At 73.4% G+C, this 16,764-nt stretch carries 15 protein-coding genes and 1 riboswitch; of the genes, 12 read left to right on the top strand and 3 right to left on the bottom strand.

The window, feature by feature from the left end; genetic code table 11:
- Positions 1–513, top strand: a 513-nt coding sequence (locus BLS43_RS12015) for an MSMEG_0572/Sll0783 family nitrogen starvation response protein (RefSeq protein WP_093076176.1), incomplete at its 5' end; no start/stop codon positions are given.
- Positions 514–611: 98 nt separating this feature from the next.
- Positions 612–1,433, top strand: coding sequence for a carbon-nitrogen hydrolase family protein (locus BLS43_RS12010; RefSeq protein ID WP_093082775.1), 822 nt, complete (start codon positions 612–614; stop codon positions 1,431–1,433).
- On the opposite strand, the gene BLS43_RS31655 is transcribed toward BLS43_RS12010, so the two are convergent.
- Complete coding sequence (locus BLS43_RS31655; protein WP_093082545.1) at positions 1,402–2,055, bottom strand: TetR/AcrR family transcriptional regulator; 654 nt, start codon at positions 2,053–2,055, stop codon at positions 1,402–1,404. The genes BLS43_RS12010 and BLS43_RS31655 overlap by 32 nt on opposite strands.
- A gap of 54 nt (positions 2,056–2,109) precedes the next feature.
- Between BLS43_RS31655 and BLS43_RS12000 the strand changes: the two genes are divergently transcribed.
- Entirely contained in the window at positions 2,110–2,541 is a 432-nt protein-coding gene (locus BLS43_RS12000) for a VOC family protein (protein ID WP_093082539.1), read from the top strand.
- A 173-nt stretch (positions 2,542–2,714) separates the two neighbouring features.
- Positions 2,715–3,767, top strand: coding sequence for a hypothetical protein (locus BLS43_RS11995; protein WP_093082534.1), 1,053 nt, complete (start codon positions 2,715–2,717; stop codon positions 3,765–3,767).
- 963 nt (positions 3,768–4,730) lie between these two features.
- Here BLS43_RS11995 and BLS43_RS11985 read toward each other — a convergent pair.
- On the bottom strand, positions 4,731–6,362 hold the full coding sequence (locus BLS43_RS11985; protein WP_093082530.1) for a long-chain fatty acid--CoA ligase: 1,632 nt from the start codon (positions 6,360–6,362) through the stop codon (positions 4,731–4,733).
- A gap of 108 nt (positions 6,363–6,470) precedes the next feature.
- Here BLS43_RS11985 and BLS43_RS11980 point away from each other — a divergent pair, with 108 nt between their 5' ends.
- The 3 genes from BLS43_RS11980 (at position 6,471) to BLS43_RS11970 (ending at position 9,959) form a co-directional block, all read left to right on the top strand.
- Entirely contained in the window at positions 6,471–7,778 is a 1,308-nt protein-coding gene (locus BLS43_RS11980; RefSeq protein ID WP_093082526.1) for a glutamate mutase L, read from the top strand.
- A 19-nt stretch (positions 7,779–7,797) separates the two neighbouring features.
- Positions 7,798–7,878, top strand: a riboswitch (S-adenosyl-L-homocysteine riboswitch).
- A gap of 50 nt (positions 7,879–7,928) precedes the next feature.
- Positions 7,929–9,410: an adenosylhomocysteinase gene (gene ahcY / locus BLS43_RS11975; RefSeq protein ID WP_093082521.1), complete on the top strand. Its 1,482-nt coding sequence runs from the start codon at positions 7,929–7,931 to the stop codon at positions 9,408–9,410.
- A 75-nt stretch (positions 9,411–9,485) separates the two neighbouring features.
- Positions 9,486–9,959, top strand: coding sequence for an NUDIX domain-containing protein (locus tag BLS43_RS11970; protein WP_093082518.1), 474 nt, complete (start codon positions 9,486–9,488; stop codon positions 9,957–9,959).
- Here BLS43_RS11970 and BLS43_RS11965 read toward each other — a convergent pair whose 3' ends face one another.
- The gene (locus BLS43_RS11965; protein ID WP_093082513.1) at positions 9,960–10,595 is read right to left on the bottom strand and encodes a dTMP kinase; all 636 of its coding nucleotides are present in this window, start codon (positions 10,593–10,595) and stop codon (positions 9,960–9,962) included. It abuts the gene before it with no gap.
- Between the two features lie 119 nt (positions 10,596–10,714).
- On the opposite strand from BLS43_RS11965, the gene mtrA reads away from it, so the two are divergent.
- The 5 genes from mtrA (at position 10,715) to hpf (ending at position 16,612) form a co-directional block, all read left to right on the top strand.
- Positions 10,715–11,392, top strand: coding sequence for an MtrAB system response regulator MtrA (mtrA, locus tag BLS43_RS11960; protein ID WP_093082770.1), 678 nt, complete (start codon positions 10,715–10,717; stop codon positions 11,390–11,392).
- 44 nt (positions 11,393–11,436) lie between these two features.
- On the top strand, positions 11,437–13,068 hold the full coding sequence (mtrB, locus tag BLS43_RS11955; RefSeq protein WP_245707445.1) for an MtrAB system histidine kinase MtrB: 1,632 nt from the start codon (positions 11,437–11,439) through the stop codon (positions 13,066–13,068).
- Positions 13,065–14,774: an LpqB family beta-propeller domain-containing protein gene (locus BLS43_RS11950; protein WP_093082508.1), complete on the top strand. Its 1,710-nt coding sequence runs from the start codon at positions 13,065–13,067 to the stop codon at positions 14,772–14,774. Before mtrB ends, BLS43_RS11950 begins: the two co-directional genes overlap by 4 nt.
- Positions 14,775–15,020: 246 nt before the next feature.
- The gene (locus BLS43_RS11945; RefSeq protein WP_093082503.1) at positions 15,021–15,689 is read left to right on the top strand and encodes a phosphoribosyltransferase family protein; all 669 of its coding nucleotides are present in this window, start codon (positions 15,021–15,023) and stop codon (positions 15,687–15,689) included.
- A gap of 290 nt (positions 15,690–15,979) precedes the next feature.
- Complete coding sequence (hpf, locus tag BLS43_RS11940; protein WP_093082498.1) at positions 15,980–16,612, top strand: ribosome hibernation-promoting factor, HPF/YfiA family; 633 nt, start codon at positions 15,980–15,982, stop codon at positions 16,610–16,612.
- Positions 16,613–16,764: the final 152 nt, after the last annotated feature.

The following is a 16,764-nucleotide window of genomic DNA, read 5'->3' as shown; positions in this document are numbered from 1 at the left end:
ATGGCAGACCTGACCGATCTCGAGAAGCAGTCGCTCGAGGAGATCGCCCACCCGTCCCTGCCCGAGGGCTCGTCGATCTACGGCGGCACGAAGGTGTTCCCGGACTACCAGGCCGAGAACGGCGAGGTGTACTTCACCCTGGTCCACGGCATCGCCCACGAGTCCTCGGTGAGCTTCGTGGCCATCCTGCAGGCCACCCGCGCCCTGCGGAAGGGCTTCGAGTCCGCCGTCTACTTCTACGGCCCCGGCTCGCTCAACGCCCTGGCCACCCGCGGGTTCCCCACCACCGGCAACTCCGCGTTCCCCGGCGAGCACAACATCAACAACAGCCTCAAGACCTTCATCCAGGAGGGCGGCAAGGTCTACTGCTGCCGCTTCGGTCTGTCGCTGCACGGCGCCCGCGAGGAGGACCTCATCGAGGGCGTCATCCCGACCCACCCGCTCGACGTCCAGGACGCGCTGATCCACTACGCCCGCAAGGGCGCGATCATCAACAGCACGTACCAGATCTGAGCGACACCCGCATTGTGGAGCCACGATGACCGTCTGACGGGGTCGGAACGTACATTGTGGCTCCACAATGCGGTCAGGGGAGGTACGCGGTGGTCGGGATGCTGACCGTGGGGGCTGTGGCCGCCGCGTTCGGACGGGATCTCGAGGCCGGGCTGGCGCGGGTCGCCACGCTGATCGAGCACGGGCGCCGGGCCGGCGTCGGGCTGCTCGTCCTGCCCGACGCCGCGCTCGGCGGCTACCTCACGGACTTCACCGACCCCGATCCGGCGGCCCTGCCCCCCGCGCTGGACCTCGACGGGCCCGAGCTGCGGAAGGTCGCGGAGCTGGCCGGGGACATGGTCGTCTGCGTCGGGCTGTGCGAGGCGGGGCCGGAGGGGTCCCGGTTCAACACCGCGGCCTGCGTGCACGGCGACGGACTGCTGGGCGTGCACCGCAAGGTCCACCAGCCCGTCGGTGAGGACCGGGTCTACCGGGCGGGGGACACCTTCGCCGCGTTCGACACCCCCGTCGGGCGGCTCGGCATGCTGGTCGACTACGACAAGACCTTCCCGGAGTCCGCGCGCACCCTCGCGCTCGACGGCGCCGAGGTCATCGCCTGCCTCTCCGCCTGGCCGACGAGCATCACCAACCGGGCCCCCCGGATGGCGGACGACCGCCAGTCCCGCCTCTTCGACCTGTACGACCGCTCCCGAGCCGCCGAGAACCAGGTGGTGCTCGTGTCGGCCAACCAGACCGGGTCCATGGGTCGCATGCGCTTCCTCGGGCAGGCGAAGATCGTGGGGCCGGACGGGGAGGTGCTGGCCCGGACCTGGGCGAAGGCGGGCATCGCGACCGCGGAGCTGGACGTCGGCGCCGCCGTCGGCGCGGCCCGGCGCACGCTCTCGCACCTCACCGAGCGCCGTCCGGACACGTATCGGTGAGCAGCAGCCGCAGAGCCCGCTCGAGCCAGTCCGCGTAGCGGTCCGTGGGCCAGCCGCGGCGGCGCACGAGCATGTCGTGCACCGCCGGGCTGCCGAGGGTGAACAGCACGTCCGCCGCCTCCTCGACCGGGACGGCCAGCAGGCCGTGCGCCTGCAGCGACTCGGCCACCGTGCGCATGGTCCCTGCCATCATCCGGGCGCCGAGATCGTCGAGCTCGCGCATCTCGCCGTCCGCGCCCGCGGACTCCGCACAGGCTCGCAGGAGGCCCCCGGCGCGGGCGTGCAGTGCGGCGCCCCGTCGGGCGAGGTCGGCCAGCAGCCGGTCCGGGTCGGCCAGCGCCTCGCGCACCTCGGGCCGGTCGATCACGGCGACGGGCTCGTCGTCCCCGCCGATCGCGACGTCCAGGGCTCGGTGGAAGATCTCCGCCTTCCCGCCCGGGTAGGCGGCGTGCACGGTCCGGACGGCGACCCCCGCCGCCGCCGCGATGTCCTTGATCGTGGTGCTCACGTACCCGCGGTCGGCGAAGAGCCCCGCCGCGGCCTCGCGGATGACCGCGCGAGTGCGTTGCGCGGCCTCGGCGCGCAGGGGCGACCGGTACGGCCGCTTGACGTCCTCGGGCATGCGGTGCACTCTACCCGCATTCGATGCACTCGTGATTCAATCAAAGGGGTCCCGATGCCCGAGCTCGTGCGACTGCGCGGAGTCAAGCTGCCGGTGACGGACGTGTCGAGGAGTGTGGACTTCTACCGACGGGTCTTCGGCTTCGCCCCGTGGCTGGAGTTCCCGGACGACGCCGGGGTCCTCCGCGGGGTCGCGGGGGACCTCCCGGGGTGCGAGGGTGGCCTCGCGCTGCGCGAGACCCCCGAGGCGCACAGCCAGCCGGGGCTGGAACTGCTGTTGGGTGTCGCCGACAAGCGGGCGATCGAGGAGTGGACGGTGCACCTGGACGCGCTCGGCGTCGCGCATTCGCCGGTGATCGACGCGACCGTCGGATGGCTGCTGGTGCTGCACGACCCGGACGGCCACGAGATCCATCTCTATTCCGAGGTCCGGCACGGCATCGACCAGAGTGGCCGTTCCGGATACGGTCGGCTCGTCGATTCCTGACGATTTCGGGCACGCCACATTCCGGGCGGTCGGGTGACCGCCCGGAACGGGGAATCGGCGTGCGCCGCGCGGAATCAGGCCGAGAGGCGCGGGCCTCCGCGGTGCGGGGAGAGCAGGTTCTCGAGGATCAGGTCGATGTCGATCGTCGTCACCTGGATGCGCGGACCCGGCTGGTGGTGCTGCTGCGGGCCGTGACCGTGGTGGCGGTGCTGGTGGCTCGCCTGCTGCGGGCCGCGGTCGTGACGGTGAGCGCGGTGGTCGCGGTCGTCCCGGTGGTCGCGGTCCGGGCGGTGATCGCCGCGGTGCTGGTGGTGACCGTGCTGGTGGTGACCGTGCTGGTGGTGACCGTGCTGGTGGTGACCGTGCTGGTGGTGACCGTGCCGGTGGTGACCGTGCCGGTCGTGGCGGTGCTCGTGCGGGGCCTGACCCTGATGGTGTCCGGGGCGGCCCCGTCCGTCGTCGTGCTGGTGGCGCTGGTCGGCCGGCCGGACATGCCCGTGGGGCTGCCCGTGCTCGTGGTGGGCTGCGGTGTGGGCGCCGTGGTGCTGCGGGTCGTGGTGCTGCGGGTTGTGGTGCTGCGGGCCGCGGTGGTCGTTGCCCTGGGGGTGGCCGGCATGGCGGTCGTGACGCGGGCCGTGGTCGCGGTCGTCGCGGTCGTGGACGCCGCGGGGGCCGCCCCGGTGGTCGCGGTCGCCGCCCCGGTGGTCCCCTCGGTGGTCGCCCCGGTGGTCGGTGCGGGGCCCGCGGTTGCTGTCGCGATGGTCGCGCTCGCGGTGGCCGCCCGCGTTCGACTGCTCGCCGTGGTCGCGACGCGGGCCGTGCTCGCGATGGTCGCGGTCGTGGCTGCGGTGGTGTTCGTCGCGGTCGCCCCGGTGGTTCCCGTGGTCGCCCTCGTGCTCGCCCCGCTGCCCGTCTCGGTGGTCGCGGTCCGGGCGGTGGTCGTCGCGGTGCTGGTGGCCGGCCTGCTCCGTGCGGCCGCCGCGGTCGTGTCCGCCGTGGCCCGTGGTCTGGTGGTCGCGGTGGTCGCGGTCGCCCCGATCGCCACGGTGGTCGCCTCGGCTGTCGCGGTCGTCCCGGCGGTCGTCGTGGTGGCCCCGCGGGTCGTGGTCGCGGTGGGGGCCGCGCCCACCGCGGTCCCCGTGGTCGCGGTCGTGGTGGCCGCGGGCCGGAGTGCGGTCCTCGTCGCACGGGCGGTCCCGGTCGCCGCCACGGTTCGGGCCGTGTGACTCCGGGCGGCCCGGATCGTCGTGGCGCGGACCGTCGTGACGGGGGCCGTTGTGGCGCGGATCGTTGTGGCGCGGATCGTTGTGGCGCGGATCGTTGTGGCGCGGATCGTTGTGGCGCGGGTCGCTGTGGTCGCCGCGAACCGGTCCCTGCCCGGGGCCGTTCGGTCGGCTGTCACCGCCACCGGGACCGTGGTCGCCCGGGCCCTGGTTCCCCCTGGGACCCTGGTTCGCGCCCGGGCCCTGGCTGCCGCCCGGTCCGTTGTTTCCGGCGGGGCCGTTGTTGCCACCCGGGCCGCTGTTGCCCCCTGGCCCTTGGTTGCCGCCTGGCCCTTGGTTGCCGCCGGGGCCCTGGCTACCCGGGTTCTGGCTACCCGGGCCCTGGCCGACCCCGGGACCGTGGTTGCCGCCAGACCCCTGACTGCCGCCAGGGCTTTGGTTGCCGCCGGGGCTTTGGTTGCCGCCGGGTCCCTGGCTGCCGCCGGGGCTCTGGTTGCCGCCCGGGCCTCGGGTGCCGCCGGGTCCGCCGCGTTCCAGCGGGTTGGTGCCCGTCCGCGTGGGGGTCGCCAGGGCGGATACCTGGTCGCCGGAGACGGTGGGCGCGGCCTGAGTCTTCGGGGGAGTGGCGGTCGCGCCGGGGTCGGGTGCGGCGGTCGTGGGGCCGCCCGGGGACTCGGCGGCCTGGGCGACGCCGTTCGCGACGAGGACGCATCCACCGGAGATCGCGGCCGTGATCAGGCCTCGGCGGAGTGTGGAATTCACCGTGGGCATTCCTTCCTGCGGGGTCCGACCCGTGGGGGAGCCCGGGCGGCCCGAGGAGGGAAACCCGAGCCGCCATGGCATACGGGTTCGGTCTGTGTTTCGGCCACGCTGAGGACGTGTTACGAATTCCCTGTGAGATTGCTCCGCCTGTCGCAATCGCGAGTCTTATGACGGTGTTTCTGAGAATGGACTCTCAGAAACGGCTCAGGACACGGAATGCCCGTGGAACTTCTCCCGCAGCGTCTTCTTCGAGAACTTCCCCACGCTCGTCTTGGGCACCTCGTCGATGAACTCGACGGCGTCCGGCAGCCACCACTTCGCCACCCGGGGTGCGAGGAACTCCAGCAGCTCCTCCGCGGTGACCGACTCGCCCGGCTTGACGACCACGCACGCCAGCGGCCGCTCGGTCCACTTCTCGTGCGGGATGCCGATCACCGCCGCCTCGGCGACGGCCGGGTGGGCCATGATCTCGTTCTCCAGGTCCACCGAGCTGATCCACTCGCCGCCGGACTTCACGAGGTCCTTCGTCCGGTCCACGAGCCGCACGAAACCCCATCGGTCGACGGCCGCGACGTCTCCGGTCTTGAGCCAGCCGTCGGCGGTGAACTGGGTGCCGCCGCCCTCGCCGCGGTAGTACTCCTTCGCGATCCACGGACCCGCGGCCTGCAGCTCGCCGGTGGCCTGGTCGTCCCACGGCTGCTCCTCGCCGGTGTCCGGGTCCGCGATCCGGAGCTCGACGAAGGGGGCGGGCTGGCCCTGCCGGGCGCGGGCGTCGGCGCGGGCGTCCTCGGTCCAGCCCTCCTGGTGCGAGCGCGGGGTGGACACGGCGGCGATCGGCGAGGTCTCGGTCATGCCCCAGGCGTGCAGCATCGGCAGGCCGATGGCCTCGCGGTAGGCCTCGGAGAGCGCGCGCGGCACGGCCGAGCCGCCGCAGATGATCGCGCGCAGGGCGGAGAGGTCGTGGTCGGCGAGCAGCGGGCGCATGCCCATCCAGATGGTGGGCACCCCGCCGGTCACGGTGACCCGATGCCGCTCGAGCTGGTCGACGATCGCCTCGGGGGTCATGTTCGGGCCCGGGAACACCAGGTCGCACCCGGCGAGCAGGGCGCCGTAGGGGAGGCCCCAGGCGTTCGCGTGGAACATCGGCACCACGGGGAGCACGACGTCCCGCTCCGACAGGGCGAACGCGTCCGCGGTCAGGGTGATCAGGGAGTGCAGCACCGCCGAGCGGTGGCTGTAGACCACTCCCTTGGGGTTTCCGGTGGTCCCGGACGTGTAGCACATGGCGGCGGCCGAGTTCTCGTCGTCCACGGAGAAACGCCCGGTGAAGGGCTCGGCGGCGGCGAGCAGGGTCTCGTAGTCGTGGACGCGGGGGTCGGCGAGGATCTCGTCCATCTCGACGTCCGCGCCGTCGTCGATCACGACGACCGCCCGGACGGTCGTGCACTGGTCCACCAGCGGCCAGAACAGCGGCAGCAGGGAGCGGTCGACGAAGACGACCTCGTCCTCGGCGTGGTTCGCGATGTAGGTCAGCTGCTCGGGGAACAGCCGGATGTTCAGGGTGTGCAGGACCCGGCCGGTGCACGGCGCGGCCAGGTACAGCTCGAGGTGCCGGTCGGTGTTCCAGCAGAACGTGCCGACCCGGCCGTCGGCGGAGACGCCGAGGGTGTCCAGCACGGTGGCGAGCCTGCGGACGCGGACGGCCCAGTCGGCGACGGTCGTCTCACGCTCGCCCGTCGCCGAGCCGGTGATCAGCCGCTTGTGGCTGAACAGCTGTTCCGCACGGTGGAAGACGTGGGTGAGGGTCAGGGGCCGGTCCTGCATCAGTCCGAGCATCGTCGCTCCCGGGCACATGAGATCAGCGTGTCGTGGATCACTGAACATTACCGTGGGCTTGCTCGGAATCCAGTTGCTCAGGGTGATCGACCGGTAGGCTTCCGCGACATGACCGGCACGGGCGGGGCTGCGGGCCCCGACATCGCCTCCGGTGCCGTCTGTCTGGACGTCGGCTCGACGTGGACCAAGGCCGTGCTCGTCAAGCCCGACGGCGCCCTGGCCGGGTTCGCCGAGCACCCCACCACCCCGGTCGACGTGCTCGAGGGGGTGGACGCCGCCGTCCGCGGGGTCACGGCCACCGCGACCGGCCCGGACCCGGACCTGCTGGCCTGCTCGTCGGCGGGCGGCGGGCTGCGACTCGCGGTCGTCGGGACCGAGACGCTGCTGGCCACCGAGGTGGGCCACCAGGTCGCCCGCTCCGCAGGAGCCCACGTCGTGCACGTGCACGCCGGGCCGCTGGACCCCGCGGCCGTGCGGGTGCTGCGGGGGCGCCGACCCGGCGCCGTGCTGCTGATCGGCGGCGCGGACGGCGACGACCCCGCCGTCCTCCTGCACAACGCGGGGACACTCGCCCGGGCCCGGCTGCGACACCCGATCGTCCTGGCAGGCAATGTCGAGGCCCGCGACGACGCGCTCGCCCTGCTCCGTTCGACCGGTCGCACCGTCGTGAGCTGTGCGAACGTGGCCCCGGCGCCGGGCGAGCTGGTCCCCGGCCCCGCCCGGGCGGCGCTCGCGGAGGTCTTCGCCCGCCACGTCCTCGGCGGACGCGGGTCGGGCACCGCGCCGCGCTTCCGGCGGATGGTCCGGGTCATGACGCCGGACGCCGTCCGCGCGGGCACCGCCGAGCTCGCCCGCATCTGCGGGACCCGGGTGCTGGTGGTCGACGTGGGCTGCGCCACGACCGACGTCCACTCGGCCCGACCGCAGGAGACGGCCCGGCGCACGGTCGAGGGCGACCTGGGCATGCGCTCCGCGGCCGAGGGCGTGCTGCAGGAGGCGCAGGCCGAGGAGATCGTCGACCCCGTCGAGGCGGACCTGCTCACGGCCACGGTCAAGCGGATGGCCGGCGAGGTCGGCTTCATCCCGCGGGACGCGGGCAGCGCGGCGGAGGACCGGCGGGTGGCCGCGCTCGCCGCCGTCGTCGCCGTGCGGCGGCACCTGCGCGACCCGAGTGAGCTCGACCCGACCGACATCGGCCTGGTCGTGCTGTCCGGCGGGGTGTTCCGGCAGCGGGACGCCGCGGGCCTGGCCGCGCTCGTCGGCACGCTGCAGGGCGACCCGGTGCTGGCCCCCGCGCTCGGCACCGCGTCCGTGCTGGTCGACGCGGACTTCGCGGTCGCCCCGGCGGGCCTGCTCGCCGCGCACGACCGCGTCGCGGCGGCTGAGTCACTCCTGCGTGACCACCTGCTGGGGTAGCGGTAGGCTGGACGCCGTCCGGACCGAGAGGCGCTGCAGCGGAGGTCACCTCCGCGACGCTCGGTCCGATGCCGACGACGAGTAAGGGCGCCTCCCCATCAGGGAGGTCGGCCCGTCCCCTCGGGCCCCGCCCCACGCGCGAGGAGACACATGAGCGACAAGCTGCAGACGATCGACGGCCTGGACTTCGCGGTGGCCGATCTGGGCCTGCACGAGTTCGGCCGCAAGGAGATCCGGCTCGCCGAGAACGAGATGCCGGGCCTGATGGAGCTGCGCCGCGAGTACGCCGAGGCCAAGCCGCTGCACGGCGCCCGGGTCGCGGGCTCGCTGCACATGACGGTGCAGACCGCGGTGCTGATCGAGACCCTGGTCTCGCTGGGCGCCGAGGTGCGCTGGGTGTCCTGCAACATCTTCTCCACCCAGGACCACGCGGCCGCCGCGATCGTCGTCGGCCCGCACGGCACCCCCGAGGCGCCCAAGGGCGTGCCGGTGTTCGCCTGGAAGGGCGAGACGCTCGACGAGTACTGGTGGGCCACCGAGCAGCTCTTCCACTTCACGGACGCCGAGGGCCACCTCGTCGGCCCGAACATGATCCTCGACGACGGCGGGGACGCGACCCTGCTCGTGCACAAGGGCGTCGAGTTCGAGAAGGCCGGCGTGGTCCCCACCGTGGACGAGGACGACCTCACCGTCGCCCACGAGTACCGCATCATCCTGGAGACCCTGCGCCGCTCGCTGGCCGCCGACCCGCAGAAGTGGACGACCGTCGCGTCGGACATCCGGGGGGTCACCGAGGAGACCACCACCGGCGTGCACCGGCTGTACCAGCTCGCCGAGCAGGGGCAGCTGCTGTTCCCGGCGATCAACGTCAACGACTCGGTGACGAAGAGCAAGTTCGACAACAAGTACGGCATCCGGCACTCGCTGATCGACGGCATCAACCGCGGCACGGACGTCCTCATCGGCGGCAAGGTCGCGGTCGTCGCCGGCTACGGCGACGTGGGCAAGGGCTCGGCCGAGGCGCTGGCCGGTCAGGGCGCGCGCGTCATCGTCTCCGAGGTGGACCCGATCTGTGCCCTGCAGGCGCTGCTCGAGGGCTACCAGGTCGCCCGGCTCGAGGACGTCATCGAGAAGGCGGACATCGTCATCACGACGACGGGCAACAAGGACATCATCACCGTCGACCTGATGAAGAAGATGAAGCACCAGGCGATCCTCGGGAACGTCGGGCACTTCGACAACGAGATCGACATGGCGGGGCTGGGCCGCGTCGAGGGCGTCATCAGGACGAACATCAAGCCCCAGGTGGACGAGTGGGTGTTCCCGGACGGGCACTCGATCATCGTGCTGTCCGAGGGCCGGCTGATGAACCTGGGCAACGCCACCGGCCACCCCTCGTTCGTGATGAGCAACAGCTTCTCCAACCAGGTGATCGCGCAGATCGAGCTGTTCACCAAGCACGAGGAGTACAACAACGACGTCTACCGGCTGCCGAAGATCCTCGACGAGAAGGTCGCGAAGATCCACGTGCTGGCGCTGGGTGGCGAGCTGACCAAGCTCAGCAAGGACCAGGCCGAGTACATCGGCGTGGACGTCGAGGGCCCGTTCAAGCCGGAGCACTACCGCTACTAGCGGCTGCGCCGCCCGTGCGCGGCAAGTGGTGCTGGAGCACTACTTGCCGCGCACGACAGCGGTTAGGCTTGACTGATGAGCGCCGCACCCCTGCCCCACGGATCGAGCGGGGACGGGTGGCAGTGGTGCGCACAGGGCCACAAGCACTGGGGGCTCTACGGCGCGGCCGGGCTGCTGGTGCGCTCCGGTGACCTGGTGTTGTTGCAGCACCGTGCGCTGTGGAGCCACCACGGCGGCACCTGGGGGATCCCCGGTGGCGCGCGACACCTCGGCGAGTCGGCCGAGGAGGCCGCCCGGCGCGAGGCGGCCGAGGAGTCCGAGCTGGACACCGCGCCGCTCGTCGAGACCGCCCGGTTCGTCGACGACCACGGCGGCTGGAGCTACACCACCGTCGTGGTCGGCGCCGACGAGGCCCTGCCCGTCGGGATCCGGGGCGGGGAGAGCGTCGAGTTCCAGTGGTTCCGCGTGGGCACCCTGGGCTCGTCCGACGGCCCGGAGCTGCACCCCGGCTTCGCCCACACCTGGCCGCAGGTGCGCGACCTGCCGTGATCACACGATGAGGCGGGCGGCCAGGGCGTGCGGGTCGATCTCGCCGTCGAGGACCGTCCACGGGCTCAGCCAGGACTGGGCGGCCAGCTCGCGGTAGACGGCGTCGGTGCGGGTCTGCAGGTCGTCGTCCGCCTCGTAGGCGTCCCGGGCGCGGGTGTGGTCGGCCGCGGCGCGCTGCCGCGCCCGCTCCGCCGCGACCGCGCGGTCGGTGGCCAGCAGCAGCTGGTGGTCCGGGACGGGGATGCCGAAGCGCGCGACCTCCAGGTCGTGGACCCACCGGACCACCTCGCCGTCGGCCCCCTGGGCCAGCCGCGCGGCGCTGTAGGCGGCGTTGCTGGCGACGTACCGGTCCACCAGCACGACGTCGTGGCTGCTCAGCAGGTCCCGCAGCCCACCAACGGCTTCGCGCCGGTCCAGCGCGAACAGCACCGCCATGCCGTGCACCGAGTCCGCCAGGTCGCCGAGGCGGCCGTAGAGGGCGTCGCGCGCGAGCTCGGCGTGCACGTCCGCCTCGTAGCGGGGGAACGCCGTCGTCGCGACGCTCGAGCCGCCCCCGCGCAGGGCCGTGACCAGCCGCGCGGTCAAGGTGGCCTTCCCCGAGCCGTCCAGGCCCTCGACCACCACCAACCGCCCCATGCGCGGGACCCTAGTGCCCCGGTTCGAGCCGATGCGCGTCGCGTGACGGGGGCGGGCCGTCGACCACCGGCGGAGGGTTGCGGGCGGGACCGTCGGGGGGCAGTGGGATGCTGACGCGCATGAAGTCGCGCGTTCTGGTGGTCGACGACGACCCGGCCCTGGCCGAGATGCTGACCATCGTCTTGCGGGGCGAGGGGTTCGACACCGCCGTCGTCGCGGACGGGACCCGCGCCCTGCCCGCCGTGCGGGACCTGCGGCCGGACCTCGTGCTGCTCGACCTCATGCTCCCCGGGATGAACGGGATCGACGTCTGCCGCGCCATCCGCGCGGAGTCCGGCGTCCCGATCGTCATGCTCACGGCGAAGAGCGACACCGTGGACATCGTGCTGGGCCTGGAGTCGGGCGCGGATGACTACGTGGTCAAGCCCTTCAAGCCCAAGGAGCTCGTCGCCCGCATCCGCGCGCGGGTGCGGCGCACCGAGACCGAGCCCGCCGAGCAGCTGACCATCGGGGACGTGGACATCGACGTGCCCGCCCACCAGGTCACCCGCCAGGGCGAGCGGATCGCGCTCACCCCGCTGGAGTTCGACCTGCTCGTGGCGCTCGCGCGCAAGCCCCGCCAGGTCTTCACCCGCGAGGTGCTGCTGGAGCAGGTGTGGGGCTACCGGCACGCCGCGGACACCCGGCTGGTGAACGTGCACGTCCAGCGGCTGCGGTCGAAGGTCGAGAAGGACCCCGAACACCCGGAGGTCGTGCTGACCGTCCGCGGTGTCGGGTACAAGGCCGGCCCCCCGTGATCTAGGTGAGGGAGACGCTGCGCCGGTGGGCCGCACCGGTCACCCTGCTCTTCTCCGAGGTCCAGGCCGCGGCCCTCACGGCCTGGCGGCGGTCGCTGCAGCTGCGGGTCGTGGTGTCCACGCTCGCGTTGTCGCTGGCCGTCGTGCTCGTGCTCGGCCTGGTCCTGCAGACCCAGATCGCGGACCGGCTGATCCAGGCGAAGTTCGACGCCGCCGTCCTGCAGGCCGAGTCCGCCCGCGTCGTCTCCGAGCGGGACCTGTCCGGGGTGGACCCCGACCGCGAGGGCGCCCAGGGCACGCTGAACAACGCGCTGGACCGGCTCACCAACCAGTCCAGCGCCGAGGCGGGCGCGCCGACCGCCGGTGAGTTCCGCGCGGCGCTGACGACGGGTGCGGGCTCGGGTCCGGAGATCTCCGCGGGCGACCTGGACGCGATCACGAACGAGCAGGCGCAGGCCGTCGCCAGCGGGGCCCTGACCACGCAGTACGCCACGGTGGACGGGATCCCGACCCTCGTCGTCGGGCAGCCGGTGCGGACCGCGGGCCGCGAGCTGCAGCTCTACCTGATGTTCCCGCTCGACGCCGAGCAGCGCACCCTCGGGCTGATCCAGAGCACCCTGATCGTCGGGGGGCTGGTGTTGTTGCTGCTCCTCGCCGGCATCGCGAGCCTGGTCACGCGGCAGGTCGTGCGGCCCGTCAAGCAGGCGGCGGAGGTGGCCGAGCGCTTCGCGGAGGGCCATCTCGACGAGCGCATGCCCGTCCACGGCGAGGACGAGGTGGCGCGGCTGTTCGAGTCGTACAACGAGATGGCCGGCAGCATCCAGACCCAGATCCGCCAGCTGGAGGAGTTCGGCGCCCTGCAACGCCGCTTCACCAGCGACGTCAGCCACGAGCTGCGCACCCCGCTGACCACGGTCCGGATGGCGGCGGACATCCTCTACGCCTCGCGGGACGAGCTGCTCCCGGCGCTGCGCCGCAGCTCGGAGCTACTGGTCACGGAGCTGGACCGCTTCGAGACACTGCTCGGGGACCTCCTCGAGATCTCCCGGCTCGACGCGGGCGTGGCCGAGCTGGGGACCGAACGGCTCGACATGCGGCACGTGGTCTCGCGGGCCGTCGAGGCCGTGCGCGGGGTCGCCGAGGAGTCCGGCACGCCGCTGGTGCTCGACCTGCCGGGAGACGTCTACGCCGAGGTCGACTCGCGGCGCGTCGAGCGGATCGTGCGCAACCTGGTGGCCAACGCCATCGACCACGGCGAGGGCAGGCCGGTGCACGTCTCGCTGGCGGGGGACGACCACGCCGTCGCCGTGGTGGTGCGCGACCACGGCGTCGGGCTGCGGCCCGGCGAGGCGGGGCTGGTGTTCAACCGGTTCTGGCGGGCCGAGGAGTCCCGCGCGCGGCGCTCCGGCGGCAGCGGCCTCGGGTTGTCGATCAGCCTGGAGGACGCGCGGCTGCACGGCGGCTGGCTGCAGGCCTGGGGCGAGGTCGGGCGCGGGTCGGCGTTCCGGCTGACCCTGCCCCGCACGGAGGGCGACCTGCTGGAGTCCAGCCCGCTGCCGCTGCAGCCCGAGCGCGCGGACCCGGAGGAGGGGCACCCGCTGCCCGCGTCGGTGCCCACACCGCCGTGGGGCACGCCCATCCCCGAGCTGCCCGAGATGGCGGAGGAGGAGCGGTGAGGCGCGCGCTGGTGGCGCTGCTGTCGCTGTTCCTGCTGGCGGGGTGTGCCAGCGTCCCCGGCGACTCCTCGGTGCAGGTGCTGCGCAAGGTCACCGACGGGGACGCACCGGGGCTGCCCGCGGGGCCCGTCGACGGCACGAACCCGCTGGACCTGGTGCGCGGGTTCGTCTACGCCTCCGGCAGCACCGTGGACCGGCACGGGGCCGCGCGCCGCTTCCTCACCACACCCGCCGCGCAGGACTGGGACGACGCCGAGTCCCTGACCGTGCTGTCCGAGCAGTTCGACACGGTGTACCCGCCCACCAGCAGCACCGACCCGGACGTCGCCACCGTGCGGATCCGCGGCGACCGGATCGGGACGCTCGACTCCGTCGGCGCCTTCGAGCCGGCCGAGGCGCCGGTGGAGCTCGACGTGACTGTCCGCCGGGCGGACGGCCAGTGGCGGATCGACGGGCTGCCCGGCGGCGTCCTGGTCCGGATGTCGGACTTCCGCTCCAACTACCGCACGGTGAAGGGGTACTTCGTCGACCCGGCCCGCCGGGCCACCGTCGCGGACCTGCGCTACCTGCCCGCCGTGCCCGCGCAGGCGCTGGCCTCCCGGGCGGTGGACATGCTGCTCACCGGGCCGTCGCCCGCCCTGCGCAACGCGGCGGTGTCCACGGTCCCGGCGTCCGCGCGGCTGCGCACCAACGTCACCGACGCTCCGGACGGCACCCTGGTCGTCGACCTCACGCAGGTCGGCGACCTGGACGAGGCCCAACGCAGGCTGCTCGCCGCGCAGTTCGTGCAGACCCTCGCCGAGATCAACATCCCGCGGGTGCGGCTGCTCGTCGACGGGGCGCCGCTGATCGCGAACACCCCCGACCTCACCGTCGATGCGGTCGCGGGCACCAGCGCCACGGTGCAGCCGAGCGCGGACGTGCCTGCGCTCGCGGTGTCCGGCGGGCGGGTCCGGCGGCTCCCGTCCGGCGAGGTCGTCGGGGGACAGGCGGGCAACGGCGCGTTCGACGTCGCCGCGGCCGCCACCACCGCCGATGGCGCCCGCATCGCCGTCGTCGCCCGGGACTCCGGGCGGCAGCGGCTCCTCGTCGGGCCCACCGACGGGCTCCTGGCGGCGGTCCCGCTGTCCGCCGCGCGGATGTCGCGGCCGACCTGGACGCCCACCGGCGGCGAGCTGTGGACGGTGCTCGGCGAGGACGTCGTCGCGCGGGTGACCGTCGACCAGACCGGCGCGGTGCGGACCGGCCAGGTCAACGTCTCCGACCTGACCGGGCTGGGCCCGCTCACCGACCTTCGGCTCTCCCGGGACGGGCTGCGGGTGGCCGCGGTCGTCGGCGGCGGGCTGGTCACGGGGGCGGTCGTCCGGGGCCCCGAGGGGGACGTCGCGGTGCGGAACGTCCGGCAGCTGCGCCCGACCGACCTCGGCGGGGTCGTCGGGGTGGACTGGCGGGCGGACGAGCAGCTGATCGTGGTCAGCACCCGGACGGACCGCCCGGTTTCGCTGGTCTCCTCGGACGGGCTGGGTCTGCAGCTGGTCCCGAGCAGCAACCTCACCCCGCCGCTGCGCGGGGTGTCGGCCGCCTCCTCGCGCCCGTTCCTGGTGGCCGACCAGGGCGGGATCTGGAGCTACGACGGCGGGGAGCTGGACAGCTGGCGCCAGGTGCTGGGCGCCGCCCCGGACGGGATCCCGCTCTATCCCGGCTGAGGTCGGGGATGACGCTGTCGGGGGTGACGCTGTCGGGGGTGACGCTGTCGGGGGTGACGCTTGGGACGCCCAAGCGTCGCTGAGTGGTGCTTGGGCGTCCCGAGCGTCAGGGGGCGGGGCCGGCGGTTGACGCTTGGGCGTCCCAAGCGTCGGAGGTCCCCGTGTCGGGGCCTCGGCTGTGGACAACTCGGGCTCGCCCCCGCTCGATCGGACGGCGGTGTCGGGGCGCGGAGGCAGAGTGCTCGCATGGCCCTCCGCGAACCCGCCTCCGCGCTTCTCGACCTGCTGCTCCCCGCCGCGTGCGGGGGCTGTGGTGCTCCGCCCGCCCGGGACGGTCCTCGGCCGGGATGGTGCCCCGAGTGTGCCGCGGCGCTGCCCGGCCCGCACCGCGTGGTGCTGCCGGAGGCGCCGGTGCTCTACGCGGCGGGCCGCTACACCGGGCCGCTGCGGGCGGCGCTGCTCGGCTACAAGGAGCGTGGCAGGCGGGACCTCGGGCGGCCGCTCGCCGCGGTGCTCGGCGAGCTCGTGCCCGCCGGGGCGGTCGTGGTGCCCGCGCCCTCGCGGCCCGCCGCCGCGCGAGCGCGCGGTGGCGACCACGTGCGGCGGCTCTGCACGCGGATCGGACACGCGGAGGCCTGGCCGCTGCTGGGGCTGCGCCGCGGCACCCGGGACTCCCTCGGGCTCGATGCGGCGGCCCGCGCGGCGAACCTCGCCCGCGCGGTGCACGTGCGGTCGCCCGAGAACCCGCCGGGCGCGGTGGTGCTGGTGGACGACGTGGTGACCACGGGGGCCACGCTGCGCGCGTGCGCCCGGGCCCTCGCCGAGGTGGGGATCCCGGTCGCCGGGGCGGTGGTGCTGTGCGATGCGAGCAGCCGGACGGACCGCCGCCACCGACCCGCCTCCGGGCAGCGCTGAGGGGGCCGGTCCGCCGCCCGACCAACCACTCCAAAGTACGGGTTAGTGCAGGTCAGGGCAATGTCATCCGCCGAATTCCCCCAAGTCGCTGTCACTCACCGCTCAGGACTGTCGCCGAACCGTGATTGGAACTACCGTGCCTGGCACACGTAACCCACGCCACAACGGGAGGGGAACACCGGACATCCGCTTCGGGTCCCCGGGGTGGTGCGCACCCCAGTCGTCCGACACGTCGGACACGCCCGAAGAACCCCCGACGCCGAGTACGCACGGATTGCGAGGGAAGTCGAGTGGAGATCGTCGTCACCGGCCGCAACGTGGAGGTCCCGGAGCACTTCCGGATCCACGTCGAGGAGAAGCTGGCCCGGCTCGAGCGCTACGACCACAAGATCGTCGGTATGGAGGTCGAGCTCTTCCACGAGCCCAACCGCAGACAGTCCAAGAGCTGTCAGCGGATCGAGATCACCGGCCGCGGCCGCAACCAGGTCGCGCGCGCCGAAGCGTGCGCGGGGGACTTCTACGCCGCGCTGGACTGCGCGATCAGCAAGCTCGAGAGCAGGCTCCGCCGCTCCCACGACCGGCGCAGGCTCAACGACCGGCGGACCCGCGTGATGGCCGGTCGCGGTGGTGCCGCGGCGGTCGCCGTGCTCGAGCAGGAGCTGGCCGAGGAGCGCGTCCAGGCCCACATCCCCGAGCCGCGTGGTCACGGCGAGCACCTCGAGGAGTCGTCGGAGGACCTGCCCGGCCGGATCGTACGGCGCAAGCAGCACTCGTCCGAGCCGATCAGCATCGACGAGGCGCTGTCCCGGATGGAGCTCGTGGGACACGACTTCTACCTGTTCGCGGACGCCGAGTGCGGCACCCCGTCGGTCGTCTACCGGCGCAAGGGGTACGACTACGGCGTGATCCGGCTCGGCGGATAGCCCGGCCCCGAGACCCCCTCCGAAGAAGGGCGTCGGGGTGCGGCCTGTCGTCGCACCCCGACGCCCGTCCATCGCGGTGGGCACGCACGACCCCGGAACCTGCACGGGTCCGGGGTCGTTGCCCTCTCGGGGGTCGACACGCCGGTGGCTAC

Source organism: Pseudonocardia oroxyli, from assembly GCF_900102195.1.
In the GTDB taxonomy this organism is placed as follows: domain Bacteria; phylum Actinomycetota; class Actinomycetes; order Mycobacteriales; family Pseudonocardiaceae; genus Pseudonocardia; species Pseudonocardia oroxyli.
Note: the sequence above shows the minus strand (reverse complement) of the source record. Positions and strands in the feature narration are given on the sequence as shown.